At 49.2% G+C, this 26,895-nt stretch carries 25 protein-coding genes; 20 read left to right on the forward strand and 5 right to left on the reverse strand.

Going from position 1 to position 26,895, the window contains the following annotated elements:
- Positions 1–124: 124 nt before the first annotated feature.
- From CVV30_04805 to CVV30_04815, 3 genes are all read left to right on the forward strand, one after another.
- A complete protein-coding gene (locus CVV30_04805; GenBank protein PKL70672.1) occupies positions 125–343 on the forward strand; it encodes an XRE family transcriptional regulator in 219 nt (72 codons plus the stop codon).
- On the forward strand, positions 343–741 hold the full coding sequence (locus tag CVV30_04810) for a VapC toxin family PIN domain ribonuclease (protein ID PKL70673.1): 399 nt from the start codon (positions 343–345) through the stop codon (positions 739–741). The genes CVV30_04805 and CVV30_04810 overlap by 1 nt, the downstream gene beginning before the upstream one ends.
- 336 nt (positions 742–1,077) lie before the next feature.
- Positions 1,078–1,563, forward strand: a complete 486-nt coding sequence (locus CVV30_04815) for a TspO protein (GenBank protein PKL70674.1) — start codon at positions 1,078–1,080, stop codon at positions 1,561–1,563.
- A 30-nt stretch (positions 1,564–1,593) separates the two neighbouring features.
- On the opposite strand, the gene CVV30_04820 is transcribed toward CVV30_04815, so the two are convergent.
- The 3 genes from CVV30_04820 to CVV30_04830 all read right to left on the reverse strand — a co-directional run bounded on the left by CVV30_04820 (position 1,594) and on the right by CVV30_04830 (position 4,206).
- Positions 1,594–1,797, reverse strand: coding sequence for a hypothetical protein (locus tag CVV30_04820; GenBank protein PKL70675.1), 204 nt, complete (start codon positions 1,795–1,797; stop codon positions 1,594–1,596).
- Complete coding sequence (locus tag CVV30_04825; protein PKL70676.1) at positions 1,778–3,007, reverse strand: hypothetical protein; 1,230 nt, start codon at positions 3,005–3,007, stop codon at positions 1,778–1,780. The genes CVV30_04820 and CVV30_04825 overlap by 20 nt, the downstream gene beginning before the upstream one ends.
- 479 nt (positions 3,008–3,486) lie before the next feature.
- The gene (locus CVV30_04830) at positions 3,487–4,206 is read right to left on the reverse strand and encodes a hypothetical protein (GenBank protein ID PKL70677.1); all 720 of its coding nucleotides are present in this window, start codon (positions 4,204–4,206) and stop codon (positions 3,487–3,489) included.
- A gap of 352 nt (positions 4,207–4,558) precedes the next feature.
- Here CVV30_04830 and CVV30_04835 point away from each other — a divergent pair, with 352 nt between their 5' ends.
- The 5 genes from CVV30_04835 (at position 4,559) to CVV30_04855 (ending at position 10,649) form a co-directional block, all read left to right on the forward strand.
- Positions 4,559–4,861: an ArsR family transcriptional regulator gene (locus CVV30_04835; GenBank protein PKL70678.1), complete on the forward strand. Its 303-nt coding sequence runs from the start codon at positions 4,559–4,561 to the stop codon at positions 4,859–4,861.
- A 2-nt stretch (positions 4,862–4,863) separates the two neighbouring features.
- Complete coding sequence (locus CVV30_04840) at positions 4,864–5,274, forward strand: hypothetical protein (GenBank protein ID PKL70679.1); 411 nt, start codon at positions 4,864–4,866, stop codon at positions 5,272–5,274.
- A 228-nt stretch (positions 5,275–5,502) separates the two neighbouring features.
- Positions 5,503–6,468 carry a hypothetical protein gene (locus tag CVV30_04845; protein PKL70680.1) on the forward strand — a complete coding sequence of 322 codons (966 nt, stop codon included), beginning with the start codon at positions 5,503–5,505 and terminating at the stop codon, positions 6,466–6,468.
- A complete protein-coding gene (locus CVV30_04850; protein PKL70681.1) occupies positions 6,465–7,796 on the forward strand; it encodes a hypothetical protein in 1,332 nt (443 codons plus the stop codon). Before CVV30_04845 ends, CVV30_04850 begins: the two co-directional genes overlap by 4 nt.
- Before the next feature lie 261 nt (positions 7,797–8,057).
- Positions 8,058–10,649, forward strand: a complete 2,592-nt coding sequence (locus CVV30_04855) for an oligosaccharyl transferase, archaeosortase A system-associated (GenBank protein PKL70682.1) — start codon at positions 8,058–8,060, stop codon at positions 10,647–10,649.
- 673 nt (positions 10,650–11,322) lie between these two features.
- On the opposite strand, the gene CVV30_04860 is transcribed toward CVV30_04855, so the two are convergent.
- The gene (locus CVV30_04860) at positions 11,323–12,114 is read right to left on the reverse strand and encodes a Crp/Fnr family transcriptional regulator (GenBank protein PKL70683.1); all 792 of its coding nucleotides are present in this window, start codon (positions 12,112–12,114) and stop codon (positions 11,323–11,325) included.
- 302 nt (positions 12,115–12,416) lie between these two features.
- Positions 12,417–12,605, reverse strand: a complete 189-nt coding sequence (locus CVV30_04865; protein ID PKL70684.1) for a hypothetical protein — start codon at positions 12,603–12,605, stop codon at positions 12,417–12,419.
- Between the two features lie 19 nt (positions 12,606–12,624).
- Between CVV30_04865 and CVV30_04870 the strand changes: the two genes are divergently transcribed.
- From CVV30_04870 to CVV30_04925, 12 genes are all read left to right on the forward strand, one after another.
- Complete coding sequence (locus CVV30_04870) at positions 12,625–13,356, forward strand: hypothetical protein (protein PKL70685.1); 732 nt, start codon at positions 12,625–12,627, stop codon at positions 13,354–13,356.
- Positions 13,357–13,452: 96 nt separating this feature from the next.
- Positions 13,453–14,838, forward strand: coding sequence for a hypothetical protein (locus CVV30_04875; protein PKL70686.1), 1,386 nt, complete (start codon positions 13,453–13,455; stop codon positions 14,836–14,838).
- Between the two features lie 137 nt (positions 14,839–14,975).
- Positions 14,976–15,803, forward strand: coding sequence for a hypothetical protein (locus CVV30_04880; protein ID PKL70687.1), 828 nt, complete (start codon positions 14,976–14,978; stop codon positions 15,801–15,803).
- A gap of 87 nt (positions 15,804–15,890) precedes the next feature.
- The gene (locus tag CVV30_04885; protein PKL70688.1) at positions 15,891–16,268 is read left to right on the forward strand and encodes a hypothetical protein; all 378 of its coding nucleotides are present in this window, start codon (positions 15,891–15,893) and stop codon (positions 16,266–16,268) included.
- A complete protein-coding gene (locus CVV30_04890) occupies positions 16,265–17,359 on the forward strand; it encodes a hypothetical protein (protein PKL70689.1) in 1,095 nt (364 codons plus the stop codon). Before CVV30_04885 ends, CVV30_04890 begins: the two co-directional genes overlap by 4 nt.
- A gap of 3 nt (positions 17,360–17,362) precedes the next feature.
- Positions 17,363–19,555, forward strand: coding sequence for a hypothetical protein (locus CVV30_04895; GenBank protein ID PKL70690.1), 2,193 nt, complete (start codon positions 17,363–17,365; stop codon positions 19,553–19,555).
- 124 nt (positions 19,556–19,679) lie between these two features.
- Complete coding sequence (locus CVV30_04900) at positions 19,680–21,395, forward strand: hypothetical protein (protein PKL70691.1); 1,716 nt, start codon at positions 19,680–19,682, stop codon at positions 21,393–21,395.
- Complete coding sequence (locus CVV30_04905) at positions 21,392–23,257, forward strand: hypothetical protein (GenBank protein ID PKL70692.1); 1,866 nt, start codon at positions 21,392–21,394, stop codon at positions 23,255–23,257. The genes CVV30_04900 and CVV30_04905 overlap by 4 nt, the downstream gene beginning before the upstream one ends.
- Positions 23,254–24,423 (forward strand): hypothetical protein, encoded by a 1,170-nt coding sequence (locus tag CVV30_04910; GenBank protein ID PKL70693.1) that lies wholly within the window; start codon positions 23,254–23,256, stop codon positions 24,421–24,423. The genes CVV30_04905 and CVV30_04910 overlap by 4 nt, the downstream gene beginning before the upstream one ends.
- A gap of 218 nt (positions 24,424–24,641) precedes the next feature.
- Positions 24,642–25,436: a hypothetical protein gene (locus tag CVV30_04915; GenBank protein PKL70694.1), complete on the forward strand. Its 795-nt coding sequence runs from the start codon at positions 24,642–24,644 to the stop codon at positions 25,434–25,436.
- On the forward strand, positions 25,436–26,077 hold the full coding sequence (locus tag CVV30_04920; GenBank protein PKL70695.1) for a hypothetical protein: 642 nt from the start codon (positions 25,436–25,438) through the stop codon (positions 26,075–26,077). The genes CVV30_04915 and CVV30_04920 overlap by 1 nt, the downstream gene beginning before the upstream one ends.
- Complete coding sequence (locus tag CVV30_04925; GenBank protein PKL70696.1) at positions 26,070–26,819, forward strand: hypothetical protein; 750 nt, start codon at positions 26,070–26,072, stop codon at positions 26,817–26,819. Before CVV30_04920 ends, CVV30_04925 begins: the two co-directional genes overlap by 8 nt.
- Positions 26,820–26,895 lie beyond the last annotated feature (76 nt).

The following is a 26,895-nucleotide window of genomic DNA, read 5'->3' on the forward strand; positions in this document are numbered from 1 at the left end:
CCGGCCGGGTAAGCCAACGCTGGCCGAGGGGCAGAGCCCCTTTTGAGCGTTAAATCCCCGCACCGGGTATCCCGCATCCCCGAAAAGATTCTATGCATAAAAAACAATAAAATACTGATATTTCATGTCTTCCTCAACAATTTCAGTTGAAGAAAAAATTCGTCTGCTCCCTCCCGATCTACGTGAAGAAGCAATTCATTATATCGATGAGCTGGTGAAACGCTCCAAACGAGTACAGCCGGCTCCATTCCGGTGCGCAGCTGAAGGTACACTTGCTGAACTCGGCAAACACTATTCCTCCGTTGAGCTCCAGCACAAAGCACTGGAGTGGCGGGAAGCCTGATGTACCTTCTCGACACCAACATTTTTCTCGAGTACATTCTCCGCCGCTCACGGGTAGAGGAAGTAAGGGATTTTTTTAAACGGGCCGATCTTACGACCCTGTATATCAGTGATTTCTCACTGCATACCATTGGCGTGCTTTACCTGCGGGAACATAAGTCCCGCGAATATCTCATATTTGTCAATGAAGATCTTCTTGCCAGCGGAATTCGTGTCATCAATATAACTCCCGATAATTTCTCAAAGATCACCGGGGCAGCAGACACGTTTCACCTGGATTTTGATGATGCGTACCAATATGCTGTCGCAGTGCAAAACGGGCTTTCAATTGTCAGCTTCGACAAGGATTTCGACCGGACGGAAAAAGGAAGAGTGGAGCCAAAGGATCTCTTCTGCTGATTCTTAAAGCCTCCAGCCCACCAAGTCTCGCGCAAAAGCCCCTTTTGAACGCGGGCTTCTCATCACAGGGGACCGGGTCCTCTATCATATGGAAAACAGCAACAACCCGAAGTAATGCGATGTGAACAACGGCGGGGGATTTTCCCCTGCCGGAATTTTTTTAATTCATTTCAGGGAAATTTCCTTTGTCGATTTTTTTAATTTTTAATTCCTTGCAGGGAAATCTCCCTTCAGGTTTTTATAAATTTATTTTGGCATGGTCCGGGTGCAGAGTGAAAAAGAGCCCCTTTGTTAACATCTCCCAGCGATACACTCATTATCTCCGGCTTTCCAGTGATGTCTATGGCTAATCTTCGTTCGGCCGCACTCGCAGCAGCCTGTATCCTGGGACCAATGGTCGCCGGTATCGTTGTGGGTTTCCTCACGATGGGCGGGATCTCTACCTGGTATGTCACGCTCAACAGACCCTGGTTCTCGCCACCAAATTACGTCTTTGGCCCCGTCTGGACCGTCCTCTACCTCCTGATGGGAATCTCATTGTACCTTGTCATCTCTCAGGGATGGGAAAAGAAACCCGTGAAAACCGGTGTGACTCTTTTTGGTCTCCAGATGGTAGCAAACCTGGCATGGTCGTTCCTTTTTTTTGGGATGCAATCACCCATCGCCGGCCTTGCAGACATCTTCCTGCTGCTCGTACTTATCATTGCAACAATCGTGGCATTCTACCGGGTATCAAAACCTGCCGCCATGCTGCTCGTTCCCTATCTTGCCTGGGTCTGCATCGCCACGGCCCTGAATGCCGGAATCGTGCTCCTGAACTGACATCCCCCATTTTTAAAAAAACTCAGGAGATCACCGGCACGCTGCAGCAGGACTGAGTATCGCCCGGGATTTTACCATCGTTTTTCCTTTTGGTTCCCGCATGCGGTTGCCGTATCCTTCGGATCCGGTCATTGCCCTGACAAGGAAAAACCGGCCGTAAAATACGATGAGACCCCGGATGAGACCGGAAGAATTCCGGAGGCAGCCCGGTACCTCACACAGAGACCAGATCATCATAGACCCGGTATGCCTCGCCAGAGTACATCTGGGCAATGATCTCTACGCGGTCGGCCTCTTGGGATCCTGCGAGCGTGATCTCGGATTGGCCCTTTAAGGGCTGGATGATGCCCGTTGACACCGCACCGTTCGGGTGGGTGACCTTAATATTCGCACTTTCAATGCCGCCCACTCCCGCACTTCCCGTGAAGATGACCGAGATCTTTAACGTAACCGGGTTTTTCCGGACCTGGAAGTAGAACTTCTGGTCTGATGGGACCAGTTGTGTTGGCAGGGGGACGAGGCCTGGGGAGACCGGTAGGGTTGTCTCTGGGGGGTCTGGCTGGATTATCACGACACTGGATGGTGCTGGTGTGGGGGTGATCTCCACTGTCGACGAATTGCCCAAAACGCCTGAACCACCGTCCCCGTTGAGCATCGGCAGACCGATAAAATAGATGGCCGCAATCAAGACTACCAGCACAATAACTACGCCGATAATCCGTGTTATGCCTGCCCGTTGTTTTGCCGGGGTTCCCGGTTTTTTATGCGTGAAAAACAGCGCGTCATCGACGGGCTCAGGTTTTTGCTTACGATGGGATCCCACGGTTTCCTCATCTGAATATCCCGCCCCGTATTTTTTCAGTAATGTATCCGTGTACGGTTCCTTATTGTCCCTTATAGCAGGGTGCGGAGTATCCATCTCAACCGGCACACGGTCTTCCTCATTATCTTCCGGTACTTCATTCGGTTCTTGTTCCGGAATCTCCTCTTCATTGTCTTCCGGAACCTGCTCTTCCACCGCCCCGGTATCCTCTTCCCCATTATCTTCCGGTAATTCAACCGTGTCCGATTCCGGAATTTCTTCTACATCGCGTTCCGGTACCTGCCCTATAACAGTCCTGATGTTTTCTTTTGCATTATCTACAGGTACTTCAACCATTACTTGTTCCGTGATTTCTTCTACATCGCGTCCCGGTGCCTGCCCTATAATCGTCCTGGTTTCCTTTTCCTCAGGGTCTTCCGGTACTTCCCCATGGATAAGCGGGGCTCCGCACAGATCGCAAAACTTATCCTCAGATATGAACTGGGTACCGCATTTGCTGCAGGTTGACAGTTCCGTTATGTGTGTCCCACAGGCTTCACAGAATTTGTAACCGGGCTCAACGGGCCTTTTGCAGGTGGGGCAGATATGCATGATCTTTGGGGGTGAGGCCGGATTCTGCATTGAACGCAATTTAGTTTTCACGTATTAAAAAGGGAGGGGTCATCCGGCTGGTTATTCCTTGGCCCGGTTCTGGGGACGGGGGAAGTCGGGAGCATTGCGGGAAAGTGTTTAATATCCCCCGCAGTAACGGTGCATAGGGAAAAAAGTATGAAAAAAATTTCCTATTCATTACTATTGGGACTGGTGGCATTTGCAACCGGTGCACTATTGAGTTTTCTCATTGAAGGAAAGATTACCTGGATACCTGTTTTGGGACCCGCAATTGGGGTCGCCATTGTAGCATTTTTTTACCCGGGCTCTCAATAATCTGCCCGTCATTTTTTTATGACAGGCTAATCCGGCCTGGGGGATGGTCCCGACAACCGCTCGGCAAATATTCAGGAGGGTTACGGGATTGGGCGGGTGATGGCGGCAGGAGAAATTTTCCGACCGGATTTTTTGTTCACGGGATGCATATCGTTTTTCCAGAGATGATCCCGTTACCGGGAATCTGCCAGGAATCTCGCCGATTCATCACAGAGACAATATTTCCGGCATCCCCCATCATCCTGCAGCGAGACGATCCCCTCGCGACAGAGCCTTTTCATGTGCCAGGCAACCGAAGAATGAGATATATTGAGCCTGGCGCTGAGCTCGGCCAGCGTTGCCGGCGAATCAAGCAGCACGTGAAGGATAGTATTCTTCCGGTCATTGTTCAGCGAAGAGAGAATCTTTTGTTCCAGTCCGGAATATTTCCCATTGTTCTCGAAATACCGGGTATAGCCGGGACTACGGGCTGCAATTATTTTTTTGGTCTGGGACAGGATTTCCAGGTGGTATGCGAGCGTGCCACGATTGATGCCGGTTATTCGCTCCAGTTCCCGGTAGTGGATGCCGGGATGATCCTGTATGAAGGAAAAAACCCGTTGTCGTTCCGGGCAATCCAGCACATTGCCGGCGGACACCTGGCGGAAGCCCAGCCATATCCCGAACCCCACGCACCAGTACATCAGGAAATTTGCCGGTTTCATGAGTGCCGGCGAGATGAGGTAAATCCCGTGAAAGATAATTGCCTGTGGCGGGTGCTGCCAGAACGGGATGGCTTCATTACCGGGTTTCACGCCAAACAACGGAATGTAGAGATATTCAAGGAGGAAGAGCGCAATGAGAACTCCCAGAATAATATTGGTGAGGATTTTTTTCTTTTCCATGCGCCTCATTCCTGCATAACGGGAGAAAATTCTCGCAATATTCCCCTTTACGATAGCATATCCCTATCGGATTATAGAAATTTTGTTATATCATGCATAAAGATTCTGTGACAAATGTCTCATCATGAGAAGTAGAAAATTCCTTCATAAATTGTATCAATAGGCCAAATGGTATGGCAGCTCTGCGAAGCTCGTGTTCCCTAAAATAAAAAAATCGAACGGATTTTGATTTCATAAAAAAAAACATTTTCATTATTGTCGGACCGGCAGGACTTTACTTCTTATCAGAGTAAAAACAAAATCCAAAGGATCCTAAATAACAAAAAATTTATCATGTGTAAAAATAATTAAACACATAAGCATGCTGAGCCCATCTTCAGTCCCTGAATTGGCAAAACTCCTGGGATTTCTCGGGAACGAGCAGAGGCTCAACATTCTCAAAGCGATCGCCCACGAGGAGAAATTCGCGCGGGAGATCTCAGAAGAGGTTGGGATTTCGCGGCCTCTGGTGAACATATACTTAAAGCAGTTCGAAAAGGCCGGGCTTGTTACCGGAACGAACCGCATTGCCGAAGAGCCGCCATACCTTAAACGGTATTACAAGGCGGTGCCTTTTGAGTTTGTAGTAAACCTGGATTTAATCGGGAAACTTGGAGATGATTAGAAATGGATTTTAAAACAATCAGAGAATTTCATTGGTTGACAAAGAGTGTGATTGCATTAACGGGATTGTTCGCGGGACTTTTTCTCATCGCAATTGTGGTGACAGTACTCCGCCCTAATGACTACCAGGCAAGTAACGGGCTCTTTATGATCTTCGGATCTCTCGGGTGGGTCCTCACGCAGGCGTTTCTCGTGATCCTTGTTATCATCCTGATCACCATGGCAGCAACCTGGATCAAGACTTGGATCGAGAAGTACCTGGATCAGATGCTCGCAAAACTGGACATGCTCGCCGCACAAAAATCAGAACGAGAAAATTCTGGGGAGGCACTCGCAGTCATGAACGGGAAAATGGAACGAATCGAGAAGAAACTGGACAATATCGAGCGCATACTGGAAAAGGTGTCGGATTAACAGGACCAAGAATAATTGAGTTATTGAAATGGACCCCTTTGCGGTATTCGACACATTCTGAATGTTTTCGCCAACTCATCAAGATTCTGTGTCAATCCTCTCAGGAATAACCGGTAGACAATTGCCACAGAGATCGTTTAAGAACCCGGGACAATTTTTCCTTTATCTGAAGATGTTGGTGAATAGATGAAAAATTGCAGAACCGCAGTAACGGCCCTGAGCCTGATAATGCTCATTATTATCGCTCCGGTTGCAGCATCCGTGACTTTGATTTCGGACCGTCCGCAGGTAACCGCAAAGGGCGACTTGGTTATGATAAGTGGCACCCATGCAATGAACGGAACCCTGGCCTGCTGGATTATCGGCAGGAATTATTTCCGGGCCTCACCCGTAATGCCGGATGCAACCGGGAATTTTTCGATAATTCTCAAACCCGAAGAGACCGGGAAATTTTCCAGCGGCCAGTATGCTGTCGTGATCCAGGACCCGGGGCTCAACAAAAAACTGGATATCAAATCCCGGGTTGCAAGCAACGGGAACATTACGATCCTGAATTCGGGAACCGTTGTCGCTGAACTCGTGCCAAAACTGGATATCCGGGCGAATGCAGAGCCGGTAGTCAGGATACTTGAGGCGGGTTCCCTGCGCCCGGGAGCCGACGATATCTTCACCCCCTATTATCTCCTGGTCGAAGAGCCCTTCATTCATTTCGACCGGAAATCCCAATCGGATCCGGATCGCCCGCTGCCCAGCCTGACCGCCGGCGAACACCTGGTCATTAGCGGCACAACGAACATGGGCGTGGAAAATACCCTGCAGGTTATTATCCGGAACCTTGACACCAATACTCTCATCAGCACTGAGATGATACCAGTCATTGCAGGCAGAGATACAAACCGCTGGTCGTTTGACCTGAACACCATGGGATTTTCGCCCGGCGAATATTTTGTAACCGTTGGCTGGCTGAAATCGAATACCACCGGAACCAGTTCGACAATATTTACCGTTGTCGCTGAACCGAATTCAACAATGTTTTCCATTGCTGCCGGGCCCGGGTCAACTCCTGAATCCCGGAACACCGGTATTACCGGGACGGGCAATGGCGGAGAACTGGCCCAGCCCCCCCTGGCCCGGGCGGGGATATTCCTGGGACTTGTCGTGATCGGGGTCCTGATGTTAAAGAGGAAGAAATGATGATTTCCTTTAATAAACTGGGAAACACCCGGGCAAACCCGGTTACCGCCCGGCATGCCATCCTGTTCTTTTTCCTCCTCATGGTGATGCTGTCAGTATGTTGCATTCCCGGTAGTGCAGCGGCCGATGAGATCACGCCCGGCACCACTACGTTTGGCATCAGCAACCACACCGGCATTATCTGGCGATCAGCCCAGATCGACGGGGATCGGATTGTCTGGGCCGAGCGCACTTCAGATAACGAATCTGTATCCAACATCTATCTCTACAATATCACAACCGGGACTGAAACGCTCATATCCTCGTTGTTACAAGACGGAACGCCAAAGAATGCCTCTGGGTTTGACGAACACCCGGTGGCAATCTCCGGTAACCGGGTTGTCTGGACTACCGACATGGCCATCCGGATGTATGATCTTACGACCAGAAAACAAAGCACCCTTTATGAAAAGTCTGACGATTTCAGCCACCTCGTATTTCTCTATCCGGGGATTTCCGGTGATACTATTGTCTGGACAGAGCAACCGTTTGCAGCAGCGTCCCATACGCCGGATATCATCGCGTATAACCTGACAACCGGAAAAAAAATCATTGTCGCACATGGAGCATGGGATAAAACCGGCGTCAGGATCGACGGTTCCCGCATTGTCTGGGAAGATTACCGGAGTGGCGGGGCATCCCGGGACATCTACCTCTATGACCTGGCAACCGGAAAAGAACAGGTCATCGGCACGAGGACCGGAATACAAGCCGAACCGGAGATATCGGGGGATCGAATCGTCTGGAGCGATCACCGTGACCAGAACTGGGATGTGTATATGTACGATATCACAACCGGTAAAGAAACGCTGGTTGCCACTGGTATCAAAGAGCAGGAGGCCGCGGATATCTCGTGCGATCGAGTCATATGGATGGAAAGGCCATCCATGCTCCTCTACAATCCCTATGATGAGAGCAACCGGCTGATGATGTATGATATTTCTTCCGGGAAAGAATACCAGGTTCTCAAGGATATTCCCAGCATGTTCGCACCGGCAATTTACGGGAACCGGATCATCTTTATGGATCTTGCGCATATTCCGGCCGACCGGCGGGATGAACCGAGACAGGATCCTGTACAGGAGATCTCGCTGTTCACGCTCGATCCGGGCAGTTTTCCGTTACCGGAACCGAGTCCCGCACCGCAGGTAAATGCAACCGGTATCCCCTTGTATTCTCCCGATTCTCCACCGGTTCCTAAACCCACATCGGCTCCGGGTTTTGGTACCTTTTGTACTCTGTCCGTTTTGGTTATCGGCATCCTCTTCATCCAGATAAGGAGGGAATAAATCTACAAAATAAAACCTTTAAAATTTCGACCGAGGTTTGATTAATATTCAGGCAGAGGGTCTGCTTGAAAAAAAGCATGGAATGGATAAGGGTGGTGATGTTCCTCGGTTTCGTTGCAGATTCAGAAAGATGCATTAGGTATCGTATTGGGATAGGAGTGAGCAGGAGACACCTTTCCCACGTTTCCACATCATTTTATTAAAACACATTTAAAATAATTATATTCTCATAACCATTCTATTAACAAAACGGATGTTTCCATGGTAAATCTGGATTTTAAAAACCCCCGGAACTATCTCATAGCCGGTCTCATCATTTTTCTCTCGCTTTTTGCGCTCTGGCTTCGTCTCATCCCGATGTTCCACATGGGGAATACCGATATTCTCAACATGGTTGCAATGGATGACCCGCTCTATAATCTTCGCCAGGTTGAACTGATCCTCGCAAATTTCCCGGGCTACGGCTGGTTCGAGGCATTGACCAACTATCCCCATGGGACGAATATATACTGGGGTCCGCTGTTTCCCACAATTATCGCTGTCTGTTGCCTCATCGTCGGTGCCACCACCCGCCCGGAGATTATCGGCATTGGTCTCCTTGTACCACCATTAATGGCTGCGGTAATCGTTGTGCTGATGTATTTCATCGGGAAGGTCTTTGGTGACTGGAAGACCGGACTCCTGGCAGCAGGATTTACTGCGATCGTATCGGGCCAGTTTTTTACAGTCTCATGGTATGGCTACATCGATCACCACATCGCAGAAGTGCTCTTCTCAACACTGTTCTGCCTGATATACAGTTATGCGATTGTCTCTGATAAAAACACAAAAATTGATCTCAGGAATTTTGTAAGTTATAATAAAATCCTTTTTCTCTCATTACTCGCCGGTGTCTGTTATCTTCTCGGTCTTTTTGTAATGCCGACAATGATCCTGTTTGCCCTGATCGTGGGAATATTTACAGTAATCCAGTTTGTCGTTGATGTTTACCGCAACCGTACCAGTGAATATCTCCTGATAATAAATATAACCGTTTTTCTCGTGGCCATCCTCGGGTTGCTCCTCTTTGGCTTAAAAGACCCGGGCGTTGGTCTGTCCACCTATTCGATTGGTCATGTCTATGCCTATCTCGGACTTATCGGGGGTACGGTACTGCTTTACGGTTTAGCGTATTATCTCAAATGCAGGGAAAAAATCTGGTATCCCGCAGTAATTCTTGTCGGCGCAATGTGTTTTTCAGGAATCCTGTATCTTGCAGCACCCCAGATCTATAACCTTCTCGTCTCATCCCTTTTCGCCTTTTTCGGCCAGCAACCGGTAACCGAAACCGTGCTGGAAGCACGGGGGTGGTCACTCGATCATGCGTGGATGTCGTTTAACTACGGGCTCATCCTGTTTGCCGGGGGAATATTGGTCATGCTCTATAACAACGGAAAAGATGAGCACCCGCACCAGGTATTTGCACTGGTCTGGTCGCTTGTCATGTTCCTCTCAACATGGCAGCATGTTCGGTACGAATATTACCTTGCAATAAATATCGCCCTCATGGCAGCGGTCTGCACGAGTTTTGTTTTCAGCAGGTATTGGTCAGAAATTTATTCGAGGATAACACGAAGCCGGAAGAACATTCACCCATCAGAAATAAAAGAACAACCAAAAGAGAAATCTCCAAAAGGAAAGCACCAGAAGAAAGATCCGGGGAAACCCGAAAAGATTCCTGCCTTCACATATCTTATTATTATCATTGCTATTCTTACCGCAGGAACAGGAATTCTCTTCGCATATTCTTCCGCATCCTACAGCTACACAAATGTGGTGAACAATGGCTACAACATGAATCCGGACTGGCGGGAATCACTGGAATGGCTGGGGAATAATTCCCCGGAAACCGGTCTGGATTATTTGACCATTTACGATCCCAAGACGTTCCATTACCCGGAAAAGGCATATGGCGTTATGTCCTGGTGGGACTACGGGCATATGATTACCTACATTTCAAAACGGATTCCCAATGCCAACCCGTTCCAGCAGGGTGTAGCGGGAGATACCGGGGCTGCTGCATATTTCGTTTCAATCTCAGAAGAAAATGCCAATGAGATGCTGGACAAACTTGGTACGCGGTACGTAATCACGGATATCGAAATGGATATGGGAAAATTCCCCGCTATGGCAACATGGTATAACCCGTCGCTTGCTGCGGATCCTTACATGAAAACCATGTTTATCCCCGATCAGAATGATCCTAACAGGTTAGAACCACGACTTTTGAATACGCTGCAGTATTATCTGACTATGGTTTCACGGCTTCACAACTTTGATGGTTCGATGACTCCGGCGACTGGGGTATATTATATCGAATATGCCGATCCGAGCATCACCAATGTATCGTTGCCGGTCATCATCAATGGAGTGTTGACGAATGCATCTGATGCTTCACAGCGTGTCGAACAATATAATCTGAAAGCACCGGACGGTTACCATGCAATCGCTCTTAGTTCATCACTGATTGATCCGGTAGGAAATGTCCCGGCACTACGTCACTACCGGCTGATCCATGAGTCCCCGACTAATGTGTTCAATGCAAAGACACCGGATATAAAATACGTGAAAATTTTTGAATATGTTAAAGGGGCACACATCAAGGGGACCGGTATCATTGAACTGGACCTTATCTCCAATACCGGGCGGAATTTCACATACCGACAGGAGAGCGTTAATGGGGAATTTATCGTGCCCTTCTCTACGACCGGCAATCCCTATGGTGTGAAAGCGACGGGCAAATACCGGATCACTGGTTCCAGTCAGGAATTCGATGTACCGGAATCGGCGGTTATGTTGGGAAGCAGTATCTGATAAAGGAAAAGATGATCCCTTTTTTTGATATTGGATCTTCCGGAATATCCATTTTTAATACAATTCGCTCTTGATTTTACCGTTTCTTGGTTTTTTAAGTTCCAGATAACCCTCCTTCATTTACCCGTCGTATGAGACTCATGGAATAATTGGTCTGGACCCTGATGGCAAATAAGCCCTATACAGGTTCCTTTTCCTTTGTCGGTATCCCTTTCAATCCCGGAAACCCCCAACAATTCCCTTTTTTCAGTTCGTTCGGAAAATAAGCCTTTAAATCACACGGTTTGCAAAAATGCGGCTGGAATACTCCCCCCTCCCAAAACCCATCAAATGCGTTTAAATCGAGGTGATTTTCCCCACGTAGTTACTCCATCCGGACACCCAAAACCCTGCCGGATTGCGAATATGGGGATCTTTTTTTCCGAGGGTAAAATTTCATTCACTTGTACATTTATTCCCCAACAAAAAAACTGGCAAAAACGGGTTCCCGCACTTCGCCAAGATCCCATGGACCCCGATAAGAACCCGTTCACTTGACCTGGATGTAACCTTCAGGAGGGATTATGCTCTGCCCTGAAAATGCAGGCGTATGTTTTTCCGAAACGATCCCGTTATTCGGATCCTGCAGGGATTTATCGGGGAATATTAACAGAAGATACCAGGTAAATCCCCGTCACCCTGGAGGGATAAATGCCGGTTTTTCTGGCGTGTCTGCAAGATATTTCTCCAGGTATGTCCTCGCGTCCGGATCAATGAGATACCTTGCTGTTTTCCCGCTCCGGGCAACTTTCAGCATCCCGGCATCGCACAACCGGTTTGTGTGCCACGTCACCGCAGCGCCGGATATCCCCAGTATCTTTTCCAGATCGCCCCGGGTGGATTCAGGATTGTCCATGAGGTGGACAAATATCGCACGCTCCTTGTCGTTCCGCAGGAATTTTAAGACTTTCTGCTCGGTCTCGGAAAATCTCCCGGAATTTTCAAAATACCGTATATCGCCTTCCATGGCAAGCGTCGATATCTTACCGGTCACCCGCATGAGCGCAAGATGATACCGGAGGGATCCCCGGTTCAGTCCGGTTTCGCGGGATAATTCATTGAAATAAATGCCCGGATTAGCCTGGATTTTCTCAAAAATAAGGGAGCGTGCCGGACTCCCGAGCACATTGCCTGCGGTAATTTTGCGATAGCCAAGGAACGTGAGGCTCTGTATGAAGAAAAACAGTTCAAACGGGACGAGCAGGATCGGCGAGATCGATTGTATCACCGTGACCAACATCAGGCGGGGCGGGAGTTCCCAGAACGTGATACGGACCGCATCTGCCCCGGACTGCCCCACTGAATCTGCATCGGTTGCCGGCACGACCACGTACCCGTGATTCGCTACTTGCGGCGTGGATATGACCGTCACTACGAGAGTCAGACAGATAATGGTGATGATGATCGCGAGATAATCCTCGTTCATTGGGAAATAGGTGTAAATTCTTTGGTCTTATAGTGTTATGATCTGGTTTTTGGGCCCGGAAACGCTCATGAACAGGAATTCATTTCGAACAATAATACTCTGGATACTGCGAGGCTCCCCGCCTCAGGGCATCTCCGAGGCACGGCAGGGCAGGGCAATAAGGTTTTAGTTTTTTTGATTCGCTCCGTGAGCAACCATCAGGTGCAGCAGTTTTTATCGCTACCGGGGTATGGGGATACTCCTTGGGAGATGCTTTGCCTTCGTGAGAGAAACGGTGTTACTTCTTGATAATCATTTGAGGGTTAAAAAAAATTGGCACCATCATCAGCCAGGATTTTTACAGGAAAATCCATCACAGAATATTTCACGGGAATCATTTCACCATTTTTATTACCCGGTGCGTTCGACAATACGTAAATGAACCGGAACTGGCCCTGCCCGACGATATGCTTACTGCTCTGCGTCACGCTTGTCATCAGTGCCGGGTGCATAGCCGATCCCAACCCGCGAATGTTTTCAACCAACGTGGATTACAAATTCCAGGTCGTTTCCACCGGGCCTTTGACCAATGTCACGCTGTATGTGCCGCTGCCGGTGAAAAACGGAACACCGGTAGCCGGGACGTTTGTGCTGACAAAACAATACTTTTCGCAGGAAAATATTTCCCTTGATTTTGTCCGGTTCCCGCCGGGAATGGATCCCAACTGGACCAGTCCGGTACCGGGTGAAACGCCCTTGTTTCTCAAGATCCATGCCGACAGGTTCTACCCGAACAAGACCAATAATATCGAGTATTCGTTCTTTTATGAAAACAAGACCGCGTTAGACTCTCCGCTCGCATTTCCCGATACAATCTACCCGTTTGACAACCAGTCCGTTTTCCTGCAGAAAATAAATTTCTCGCAAGCATTGCCGGAAGTAACCGCGTCAAAAAATCCGGATCTCATCGTGTACAGGGATGTTGATGTCAACCAGAAGGTGATGCTCTATGCCGATTATTCTGCATCGCCGTCAACATGGGTGAATATCTATTCCCAGGTGCTTGTCCTGAACAAGTGGGATGAACACGGGGATACCCGGGATAATTTTTACGCTGACAGTTATACCTGGTTCCATACCGGGGACTCGCAGGGTTGGCAGGTGGCAAAAGGCCTGTTTATCAGGGCATCGGGGGATTACCCGAACCTTACCAGCCCGGCCTGGCAGATGGTATTGGACCGGGATGCCGGCAAAAACCGGTAACGCCGACATAATGTTCCCGACCGGTAAAGGGAATGGCTAGAAATTGTATATACCATGAGATGTAAAAATTGAATTAATTAAGGATTTTGATTTAATATGAAACATAATACCGGCAAAGGAATTTTTGCAATCATGGTGCTTTTTTTCATCATCACTACCTGTTCTGCTGTTGAAAGTCCCGTTAGTATCGGGAGTGCCCCGGTGGGAATGATGGTTTCGGCAGCCGGAAGTGAGGCGATTGCCATACCATTTCCCGAACCAACACCTTCCGGCGAGAGTTCGGCCAGTTACACGAAATTAGAATTGACGCCCTCGTACATGAACTTCGTAGTCGAACCGGGCGAGAAAAAAGAGATGACCGTAACGGTCCGTAACCGGGACACCAAAAGCGTTCATGTCCAGCCCATAGTCCGGCAGCAACCCTATGGCGGACCCTATGTTGCCGAGAATTCCTGGTTTGTGATAACTCCCGCCAGTGCCGATATCCCTGCCGGTGAGAGCGCGAAATTCTCCATGACAACTACCGTGCCGGAGGATACCGTGCGGGGATCATATTCTTCGATGCTCACCTTAACCGACGAGACATATCCCACCCCTTACCCCCAGCCGTTTCCCAATTATATCCATACGCTCGGGCTCAGTGTCAGTGTTGCATCTTCTCCGGTCATCCTCATCTCCACTCCCTTTATCAGCGACCAGCTGGAATCCGGCGGGGAGTACAGCTATACCATTGATGTCAAAAATAAAGGAAAAACGCCCCTAGCCCTGAATGCCCGGATTGGCGACGAAAGCTACCCGTCCTATGGGTCATACGGGCCGCAGGCACCCCCGCTGGATGCAAAATCGTTCACCGTAAGCGGACCGTTTAACCTTCCGCCGGGCCAGAACGGGACGATCACGCTAAAGGTGAATGTGCCGCAGAACGCCAGCGGGTACTTCAACGGGAACCTGGACCTCGGTATCGATGATCCTGCGATACGGATGGAGGAGAACCGGATCCAGCTCAATTTCCAGATCTGGAAACAACCTGAGGGAGGTTTTTCCAAAAAGTTCATGGTAACAACGCAGGAGCCCTTATCGCTCGAACTCAGTTCGTCGATGTACATGATGATGCCCATGACAGAGACGGGGACTCCCCGGGACATACCCCGCAGGGAGCCCTCGTTTGATGCCACGCTCACCGGGCCGGACGGAAATGCCAACCTGGTTCTCGTGGAGAAAGTGATCAAGGGTTCGGTGAACCTGGGTAATGACCCGATGCAGACTAACGGTGACCGGCCGGGTCAGTACCAGGAGAGCGGGACCCAGTATATCTTCACGTATTCCGCACAGGGAAGACCGGGCGAGTGGACGCTTGCCGTGATGCCGAGAAATACGCAGTCCTTTGAGTATAAGATCTCGCAGGGCGGGGATAATCCGTCACCGGGTTTCCCGTGGTTCACCCTGCCCAGCGGGCAGACGGGCAACACCACCCGCAAATAATCCTGTTTACGGAAATGTAATCTGACGCGTCCTGCCCGCCCGGGTTGGGTTCCTGCGGCAGAAGTGCCCGGGAAAATCCCGTCGGCCAAGGCACTGAAATACCAGAGAACAAAAAACACAAGGGACGCTCTACCGTTATGAATGCACACGAGTTGATGAAGATAGGCGGCGGGCTTGTCATCGCAGTCTTCCTTGCCGGGTGTCTTATCCTTGTTTTTTGTGTGCTCGGGATTACGGGCTACCAGTTGCCTCTTCCTGTTTCCGGAAATGCAGGTCCATCCCCCGCTCCTTTGGTATACGACACAGTGATGACTCTTGAAGTCCCGCTGCCTGCATCTCCAAAAACCGTTCCCTACTACCGCGTGACATCTGTACAGAAATTTTCTTCCGGCACCGGAACTGCTCTTTTGGTAAGAGAAAATATCCCATCGATTGCTGAAGCACCCGTACTGGCAGAAAAAGCCCTTGCAAAATACGGGGGACTTCCGGCCGATGCGGTCCTTGAACGAACTGAGCAGTCATTCATGAACAAATATAATCTTAGGACCGGGATGGTCGAGGAGCAGTCCCCGCAGAATACCCGGGTCATGTACCGCCAGTATGTCAACGATTCTCCGGTTATGGGTTCCGGGATAACGGTTTCGCTCGGAGAAGGCGGGGAACTTCTGGATATCTCCAAAGACTGGAGCACGCTTGAGTATGCCGGGGATGGTCCGATCATCTCTGCAGAAAGTGCATGGGAAAAACTACAGCGGCAGGAACTGCTCATCCCCGTCCAGTGCAGTATTCTCGGGTATAACATCACCCGGGTGCAGTTCGGGTACCATGTCGAGACCCACCTTCCCGATGCTTCGGCCCAACCAACGCCGCCAAACGTATGTACCCCGGTCTGGATCTTTTACGGGAAAAAACCGGGAACTGACAGCGAGCCATTCCCGCTGATGGTCAATGCAACGGGGGGATAAGCGACGAAATCCTGGTCTTGTATCATATTCATCGTGTTGCTGACAGGAATTATTGCAATTCCCGGAGTGAGTGCAGAGAATCAGACAATGGACACGTCGTACTACCTGACTCACGCAGATACTCTCGCCGGGCAGAAGGACATGTCACGTTACAGCAACATACTAAAACCAGAACCCATCCACACGATGAATGCAACCACGGCCCGTCTTTACCCGAACGTGACCTGGTGCGGGAGCAATGGATGCATGGTAAACAGGCCGTGTTCCTTCCCGTTTACCCGGTGCGAATCCCCGCTCACACTCATGGTCATGTATAACGTGAACGCAACCAACCCCGGCCAGCCCGGGCCGGTGATCGGGTACAGCCTGACGGGGTGGCCGCTTAAAAATCCGGTATATATTTTCGGGGCCGGAAAACTTGATCTCTTCGGGCCGTTTGGCGATTTGGCAGGGTGGTTTTCATGAACCCGTTTATCGATATTCCCCTGATAGGGCCCCTGTTTGGTTATTTTATTGTCTTCCTCATCCCGCCGCTCCTTGTCGGGGGATATGCCCTGCTCCTGTTTACCGCAATCAACCGGATCCCCCGGCGTTCGGTCAGGTTGCTTGTCGCCATTATTATCGCAGTCATCTTGTCACTGGCAAATTATTCCTATGAGAATTTCCTGCGGACTTTCCTGACTACCGGCCAGTTCATATCGCTTGGCTCGTCCTCATTTATTATTACCTCATTTCTTGGCCTGACTATCATGGCCCTGGGCGCAATTTTTGCCTGGCATCTCATGGCAGTTCACCTCCGGCCAAAATATCCGCGATTGTTATTTTTTGCCTGTTTTGTCATCTCATTCCTTTCCGCGTTCCTGATGGGGTTTGCAGCATTGTTTGGCCCGGCAGCAACCGGCACCATTACCTCCATGCTGGACATACAGACCACTGACATTATCTTCCAGATGTTCCGGTTTTTCGAGATGGTGCTGTTTGGCCTCATAGTACTGGGACTGTATGAATTCCTGCAGGAACTGGGCTTAAAACTGGCGCACCTGCAGCACAATTACCTGGCATATCTTGCTGTGCCAATCATCGTAATCTTCCTGTTCACCCCGTTTTGTATCGGGTGCTGTGCCCTGAGCCTCACCCTTCTTATGAGCGGGATTCGTTCAACAATGATTCGAAGAATTATCGTTATTGCAATTCCGGTCACCCTTGTTCTTACCGGGTTCTGGCTCACCGGCATGTCGGGTTATCATGGTCCGGAGTATGCGGGACTTATTGCCTTTGCCCTTCTTGCGTTTGCGGTCATTACGCCTCTGTTCCTTTTCGAGCGGACATTTGACCGGATCACGGTCAACGGTATATGGATCGTTGCCGGTGCAATCTTTACGGTCACCATTTCAGAATATTTTTACAATAGCTTACCTGCCACCAGCTTCCCACCGGAAGTTCCTTTCCTGTTATCCTTATACATAATCGCGATACTGGTTGCGTGCATCGGACAGAGCGTGATTCTCCGTGCAGTGGGTGCGTATGAGCAACAGACGTTTGGGACGGGGGAATAATTTATGAAGAAAAAATTTGTTTCTGTTATTATTGCCAGCAGCATCGTTGCCGGGCTGATCGTCTGCTTCCTGCTGGGCGCAGGATGCACAGATAGTGCGAGTGCTTCGGGTAAGCACTGGGAAAATCTATCAAATTCTTCTTCATTGTTCGTTAATAATGATCCCAATACCGTACCCGTTGGAACAGCGTATAACCAGACCCTCTTGACATTCTGGAGATTTACTCTCGATGGCCCCTATGCTGCCAACCCCAACTGGAACACCGCAAGCCTTGATCCTACACCGGTCATCCTTTATGATATCAATGGACAGCCGCAGTATTACGAATTTTATGTCCGGAACAATAGAGGCATCCCGGGATATTTCTGGACTGCCGCAAATAAACTGATGGGGCACGGGATTTTTCGGATATATGAAGGAGCACCCTCGTACAATCACTCTCTGATTGCACAGGATGCAGAAGCGATCGTTAAAGCCCGGTACCCGGATTACCCGCTTCTGTCAAATGTTCCCGCTCTTTACGGAGGTGGTTATCCGATGCTGTCAAGCAGGATCATGATCCGGAACACGAGTTCCGGAGTCAGCGAGAGGATCATTGTCGATGCATTTACGCATGAGATCGTTCCGGACCATGCATCTGAAGATTACAAGGGCCATGAATATGCCTGGTCGTACCTGGATTCCATCCCGGAGAGCGAATACCCGGCCCGGATTGCGCAGTGGGAGTTGCAGGAATCAAATGCCAGCAGGATCGTCGATTATGCAATGGCGCAGGGAATTGATATCCGACTCCCGCTGTCGGAGGAGAATGCGAGTATTATCCGGAATTATTATGCGGGGGAATCACCGGGTGAATCCGCTGATGGCTCCCCCGCACAGGAGACCGATGGTTCCCCGGAAAAAATTGACATCCGCCCCGTTACCGATGAGTTGATACGGGAAAATGTCGTGCCAGTTGAGACTGCCCGGACCCGGGCACAATCCGTACTCTGGGACCGGCAGGTTGACCGGCCGGAGATTTATGAAGACTTGTCCTATCGCGATGCCACGCTGGGCAGCCGGGATCCGGTTGCCATCGAGGATTTTGCCGGGCATAAACTCTCCTATGTGTTCAGTGTCGAACGCAGCGGGAGAGCTATCGGAGAAATTATTGTTGCCGCCAACAAGGGGCTGTTCTCCCACCCGTGGGGTCTTGACTCTTCTGCCGGGAGCTATGATCTCGTAAACGCAACGCGGGTCGCTCAGGAAACGGCTCTCCGTGATTTTCCCGGAGAGACCGTGCTCACGGTACGGCCGGTCTATTCCCTTGCCGACAATTGCTGCCACAATGTCACTGTAATGATGGAGGTGGAGAATCAGGAGACCCGCAGGATCAACCGGATTCTTGTCGATACGTATACCCTCAACACCCGGTCAGAAACGGTCACCAGAACCGGGGAAACTGATGCGTACCCCTCATTGTTTTCCAAAGTGACACCGGAGGATTTTGCAGAAAATGTCGAACGCTGGAATACGGAAAATAACAAAGACCGGGATTTTATCTCGTTTGCAAAATCGCAGGAAATTCCTGTGGACCGGCCATTGACCAATAAGGAAATTGTAGCACTCGGTACGTATATCGCCAACAATACACCCGTGTATGGGAACCCCCCGGCACTATTCAACCCCCTCTACCCGGGGCCTGAAGTTCGCCCGACTCTGAATAAGGAGGCACTGGTCTGGCGTGAGCAGGCAGACTGGTTCACGTATATTGATGTTGATGCGTCACTCAGCGACCGTGATATCATCCAGATCATCAGCAGCCACCGGATTCCCTGCCAATACACGGTTCAGATCTGGCCCGCTTCGATTGCAAGGGACTTTTACTTCAGTGTCGCGGAAGCGGATTACAACCGGACGTTTTTGATTCTTGCGGGCGATACATCCGTAACCATCCCTGAACGAGTAAATTCCCGGGGGGAATATATTGAGATCCCGAAGCGGGAAAACGGTATGATCACTATCCCGGTTCGTATCGGCGCTCCGAAAGAAGCGAATTTCCTTCACCTTACAAAACTGGGTGTACACCTGAAACCCATGAAAACCGTCTCCATTAATATCGATCCTGTCATGAACAAGACCGAACAGGAAAAAATTCTTGCTGAATTCAATGATGATGACCGGGTGCTGTTTGCCCGTAAGGAGTATCCCGGGTGAAAGATATGATGGATTCAATGATGCCGATACTATTTACCCGGGAAATTACCCTGCGTCTGAGAACAACAGTGGGGAAAATTCCCAGGAGATATTTTTGTAATGCAAAAAAACCGGATATGATATCATGAGTTCCCATCATTTTTTTCGGACGAGTGGCCTTCTGATCGTTTTGGTTCTCATTGCAACGGTGGCACTTGTTGCACAGGTTTCAGCTGAAAACGGCCAGAAAATAATCATCCCGGACTCCGGGAAATATTCCCTTCCGGCATTGCAGGTCAACAATTCAATGGAACCAGTGATCCTGAATCAGGAATTCGGCACCGGGGACCAGGCCGGCGTTTACCTCTTACCCGCAGGTTCAATCATCCTCCAGTCGGATGATGGTATCAACCGTGTTTTCAATGCAGAAGGTACCCAGCTCCTCGCCGTCTATGATACCGGTGCCCAGCACACCCATTCCGTACCAAATGGCGCTTTCATTGATTCCGAGGGGAATATAACCTATATAGTGTCCGGGAACCTGCTGGTGATGACAATCATTGATGCAACAGAGCGAGGTCTCGCAATACCAACACCGGCACTGCTTGTTGCATCGTTCGCGATAAAGTCGAATGAGGGAAATCCTCCCTTGGAGGTACAGTTTTTTGATTGCTCGGAAGGGGCGATCACGACCTGGAACTGGTCGTTTGACGACGGATCTTTTTCCACAGACCGAAATCCGGTCCACACCTACAAGGTCAATGGCACTTACAATGTAACCCTCGTTGTCCGTGGCCCGTCTGGTAGTGATACCCGTACCGTTACCGGGGGTCTCCCGGGCGGTGTCACTGTTGGTCCCCGGCCACCTCTGGCACAGTTTGGCGTTGATCCCCAGCGAGCTGATTATGCACCGCTTTCTATTACCTTTACTGATAATTCACTGGGCGATATCACGGGATGGCTTTGGAATTTTGGCGATGGGAGTATATCGGCCGAACAAAACCCGGTGCATACCTACCAGAAACAAGGAAACTACTCCGTGAGCCTGACGGTTTCCGGACCTGCCGGAAACAATACGGTGGAAAATTGGTTTTTCATCCATGTCGGCCCGTTCCTGCCCGTTGCTCATTTTGAAGCGATTTATACCCCGCATCCGGCACCCTGCACGGTTGAATTCCTGCAATACTCTGAAGGCACGATCACACAATGGCTCTGGGACTTTGGCGATGGCACAAAATCCCCCGACAAAAAACCAACCCATACTTACCAGAGGGATGGCAATTTCACCGTGAACCTGACCGTTACCAGCCCGGAAGGTACCAGTACAAAGAGCCGGCCTTCCTTCATCCATGTGGGCGAACCGTTCTTTATCAATATAGATCCTGTTAATATCCATTCGATCGGAGATATTTTTGTCATAACCGGGACAACAAATCTTCCTGCAGGTGAAGATCTTGACTATTATGTGTTTACGAGCGCTTTCAATCCCGGAGGCCCGCGGTTCGGAAACCCAAGCAATGCATCAGGAACAACCCGGGTGGTTGCGGGAAATTCCGTAAACAACAGTTGGTCATTTACTCTCAACACAAAAGAATTCAGACCGGATGAGTATTTTGTTTCACTCGATTCATCCACATTCAATGATATAACCGTCAATGGTATTTTCACGCTCATTAAAGGAAAACAAACGACAGCAAATAATCCAAGCTCTGCACTGGTGACGCCAACGATTCAATCTTCAATTGCGGTTAATAGTACGGTCGCACCAACAAACCAACCCGCACCCCTCCCGGCGATTATTTCGATCGCTGCACTGGTCATCTGTGCCGGTGCATTACTCTTGATCAGGAGGATCCAATGAAACCTCTTCAGAGATATTTTGTCATAATGCTCATTCTGCTTTTGGCAGTGATGATCTCACCGGTGAATGCGGCGAGCACTGACACCATCCCGGCTCGTGTTGAGAACCAGATCCAGAACCCCGGCTATTATGTCATGCACTGGCCTGACAATAATAATACCGGGATTTATTTCGGCAGCGAGTTTATGGGAAGGATTCAAAACAATTCGCTTCTGATTCCTGTCAATGACCTGTCACGGGATTACCATCGATATTCAGTTATATCCGGCAACAGGACCGTGTTTTCGGATACCCTGCCCGATGCGCCGGTTTCGGGAGAGTATGTTGAAGTATTTCCCCGCTGGATTCAGACCCGGCAACCGGGACCTTCAGCGAATGAATCGGTCAGGACTTACCGGATTTATTGGCCGGAAGATGGGGTGAAGGTATTCATCGATGGAGAATTACGGGGAACGGTAACTCAGTCGTTGTGCACTATAGAGATCCCGGGACGTAATATCCCCGGTCATCCAGAGTATCCCAAAACGATAACGTTCAGGTATCCTGATGATCGTAAGGAACAATCCTTCTCCATTGATATCCTTCCGGAAGTTGGAGGACTGACCGAGTATTATCTCTATTGGTCAGCCCCGTTCATGTATCCGGCCGAATCTTCACGTGCAGGAATTTCTCATACGGTTCCCGGTCCGATCTGGACTGACCGTTTCGACACCTACAACCTGAATTTCGCGCTCGCTTCGAGCGGGAATGTCGGGGCACTCGGCACAGAACAAAATGGCATAGTCCGTATGTTTTTACCTGACGGAACTCCCCTCTGGTCATATTATGATTATGGAAAATCAGCCATGGTCGCGGTCAGCGGTGATGGATCGCACTGTGCCATCGGAATCCGGAGAGATGCGTGGACCATGGCGGAATCTACCGGAGAAGTCCTGCTAGTTGATCGTGACGGGACGATCCTCTGGAGAAAAGAGATGGAACACGAGGTCGAAGGTATATCCATATCATCGGATGGATCTGTTATTCTTGTAAAGAACGGTCAAACTACGGAAATTTTCGATCGGACCGGCAACCGGATTGGAAATTTACCTGTCAATTATTATCGGTCGGTGGTTGTTTCTTCTGATGGGGAATGGATTGCAAGCCCCCGGTCAGACTCGATTCAATATTTCACCGGGGATGGAACGTTCGTCTGGAGTTATCCGATCAATGCGTGGATTACGGATATTTCCCTCTCTTTCAACGGGAGCTCGGGTGCGGCGGTGAGCAACGACCATGTGTATTATTTCACCCGCGAGGGAGAGATTACGTGGCAGCGTCTGTCACAATTCCGGATGACAGCCGTTTCGATATCTGCCGATGGCGGGTATCTTGTTGGATCGTCCCAATACCGGTTGCTCTATTACGATCATTCAGGGAATCTCCTTTGGCACATTGAATATCCGGGATATGTGAATGACGTAGCGGTCTCGGGAAATGGATCGGTTGTCGCGGCATTGTTTGCGCCTGAGCGTGCAATACCAAATCACATGGCATTATTTGATGCTAATGGCCGGAAGCTCTGGGATTATCAAGTCGGGGAAAAAGATCCTTACCTGCACCGGGTCATGATGTCTTCTGATGGAAACTATCTGGCTGCAAATGCAGGAGGAAACCTCTATTTCTTCAACCGGTGGGGCAATGCGACGATTATTGAACCCGTGACCCCGCTTGTACCCTCCACACTTGTGCCTGTTGATAGTCATACGAATGTAGAACCGTTTCAATATCCCTCCCGTCCCGCACCGCTCCCGGCTATAATTTCGGTTGCAGCACTGGTCATCTGTGCCGGTGCATTACTCTTGATCAGGAGGATCCAATGAAACCTCTTCGGATAAGCGGTTTCATGGTAATCATACTGGCACTGGCGACACTGATCATGATTCCGCTCGTGACCGCAGAAAATCCCACGAATAATTCCGGCACCGGCCCCATCGTAAATGACAACGGCACGGTAACCATCAATGGTGTTACCCTCCCCCTCATTACATCGAAAGAGTTACCCCTCAATACAACCGAAGTCGACCATCCTCTCACGAGAGAACAGTTCTTTGCAGTAAACTGGCAATATATCGAATACCTCACGGAACATTTTGGTAAAGAACGTGCGGAACAGATGGTGAATGCCGAATACGACCGTCACCCAAACTCCACCTCCCGAGTGGATTCAATTCCTGACAGATATGATATACTGTCCATAGATCCTGTCGGAGATCACGTGGTCGGCGATGTGTTTCTTATTCATGGCGTAGCCATTCTTCCCGCAGGTACTGAACTCCCTATCAGCATTTACGGGGGATCGTTCAACCCGGGAATTCCCCCGCAGAGCGATCCGTGGTACGACCATATCCCAACAAGTGTCCGAGTGAAATATAATAACAAGAACCTGAATGTCTGGTCCTACGAAGTAAACACAACCGGATCGTACCCGGATGAATACTTCATCTCGCTAAAGTATCCCGGTGACAGCACGATCAACGCATCGGCAATTTTCAATCTCACCTCTCCGGGTACAATCGCAACGGGAAATCCGTATATGATTATCATCGATCCGATCAGACCGCATGCCCGGAACGAGTCTTTCCCAATCTCCGGGACAACCAATCTTCCTTCTGGTGATGAACTCCTTGTTGAGGTATTTTCACTGAATCATACACTCGTACCCAAAGGGACAGACCAGAGCGGGGCTGTTGGTGTGGTGAATGTTCAAAAAGGATCGCAGGGAAATATCTGGTCGTTTACCATAAATCCCCCGGACCTGAAACCAGATGACTATAAGATCATTGTTACGTCATACCGGTACGGAACCAATAATGATACATCATTCACTGTTCATTCTGAACAAAGCGGCAGCCTATCCAGCAACATCCCCGCATCGGGCGTAAATGCCGAAAACTCCCGGAATCGAGCGTTACCGATCCCGACCGGAATTGTCATAGGTTCACTTGTGTGTGCGGCGTTCCTTATTGCGAGGCGATGCAAGCAATGAAACAATCTCAACTCCCGGGAAAGTTCCTCATACCGGGATTATTTATGCTATTTCTGGCGCTCGCTGGATCTGCCCAGGCCGCACCATCTGTTGATCTTTCCCTTTCTCCCTCTCATAATCCGTTGTTCGCATCGGGGCAGTTGCCCTCTTATGCTTTTGGAGAACCAGTTGATGTGCAAGTCACTCTTACGAACCAGGGGCCGGATCCCATCACTATCATGGGCTTTCCTCCCAAACGGGGAATCAGTAACCGGAACCAGACCGATTTCCTTGCATTCCCGCGTTCCCCGGATACTGCTGTAATTTTGCCAGGACACAATCTTACCTTCGATTTTGCCTGGGATCAAAAGGATGCAAAAGGGATGCAGGTTGATTCCGGGCTCTACACGATTGCCGTTTATTATTTGCTTTCGGAAAATCCTGATGGAGACCTGGACTTCACTCACGTGGAGCCATATTCCCGTTCTGTCGATATCGTTATCCTGCCAAAGGGCGGTGCATTGATGGCGGATATTCGGGTCAACCAGACACAGGTTGTGGATAATGTATCAGTAACGCTGGAATCAATCCATCTCACCAATACGACCGGAGATGTATTTTTCACGTTCCAGGTTCCAGAAGAGATCCCTTTCTGGACTCACCCTTCTGGATGGAAAAGGTGTTATCTGGATTTCGTATCCATTGAGGGAGAGTTTTCGATCGATCACAACACCCCCCGGCAATTTTTTTATCATGACGTAAGTTGTGAACCACCCCACTTATTCCAATCGATGTATAAAATGGACCCGATCCCGGCAGATGCCCAGGAGATGGAGATCAATCTCACCGTATCTGGCTCTCACCAGGGGTCATCGATCTTTCGCGTAAACCTGACACCCTATTCTGCTGTTTCTGGGAATGGTACGGGTACACCAACACCACAATCCGCACCACTTTCAACCTTAATCCCGGTAATTGCACTTTGTTGTATCTCTTTGATCACTATCAGACAAAACAGACCGGGAGATCGTTAATGATGAAACAATGGAAAGAGAAAAAATTTGGTTTTAGTGCAATAGTGATTACATTCTTCTTTTTAATGATAGTCGTAATCCAAACTGTTGCAGCAGATAATAACTCAACTTCGGGTCCCGCAAAAGGATATCCGGATATAATAACCATTGACACGATAGAGAACCATATAACCGGGGATTCATTCACGATTCAGGGAAAAACTGCACAACCGGTCGGGCAAACTCTCTTCATTTCTGTCTGGCCCAACAGCTTCAGACATCCTACCATGGCAGATGCCTATCGCAGGCCGGTTTATGAGGGGTCCACTTCCGTTGTGCGAGGATCGGATGAGGTAAGTTTTCGCTCATGGTCTTACACGATTAATACAACCGATTACTATCCGGATGAATATATCGTTCAGGTGAGTTCCCATAATTTTTTGGATCCGCATGATGAATCCGAAATTGCGTATCAGTGGTTTTTGCTCAATTCACCAGGAATGATAAATAAAGAGACAAAATCGGTGACTGATGCAAATGTTTCCTATTCCCCAATTTCTTCAGTCACACAGCCAGCCCCGCTTCCAGCACTATTTACCATCATAGCAATCGGATGCATCATTATGATAGCCGCTAAAAAAAGGATGCGTAAAAATGAATAAATTTCACTGGATTACAATTTTTTATGCGGTATTGCTGTTCAGTTGTTGTATTCAGATTGTACATGCAACGCCTCCACCGCCAGAAGGCCGGTCTTTTTATCTGCTGCCGAACCCGACCGGGCCATACTATAATCAATCCATTGATTTAGGTTTTGACGTTAGTTCCACGTATTATGATAATGGAATATCATCACCGTTTCCCCATCTGACGGAATACCGGGGTTTCAGGAATTTTTCTTTTAGAAAAACCGGGAAAGCCTACATCTCCGAAGTCTGGTATTTTAATGACAGATCCACGTTCAAAACGAATAAAGACGATTTGTTTCAATATTTAAAAAAACACGGCACGCTCTCTCCCATTGTCCTGAATATAACTGAAGAACTTACCCGGACGAATGACCCCTGGATTGCCAGATTACGTGCAAAACAGATCAATGCCACAAAATATGTCGCGAATGATACATCCGGATATTTCATACTATTTTCTACCGACTACTTCCCGGGAGAGAATTATTATATCGCATACTACGGAGTGGTCGGGCGATCTGATCTGGCAGATGATATACCTCAGATAAAGACATTAATCATGTCCTGTTTCCCCGGTTTTGTGGAAACGCAGAAATATACATTTGACCCGACCACCTCAACAAACCAACCCGCACCACTCCCGGCCCTCCTTCCCATTCTTGCGATCGCATGCATTATCTTTATCGCAGCAATTCGAAAACAAAAAAAGGAGTAACTATGGAGAGACAAATGCACGTTTTCGGCAAACGCATCATTATCACATCAATAGTTGTTGTGACATTGTTGTGCTC

It is taken from the genome of Methanomicrobiales archaeon HGW-Methanomicrobiales-1, assembly GCA_002839675.1.
Classification (GTDB): Archaea; Halobacteriota; Methanomicrobia; order Methanomicrobiales; family Methanospirillaceae; genus Methanoregula.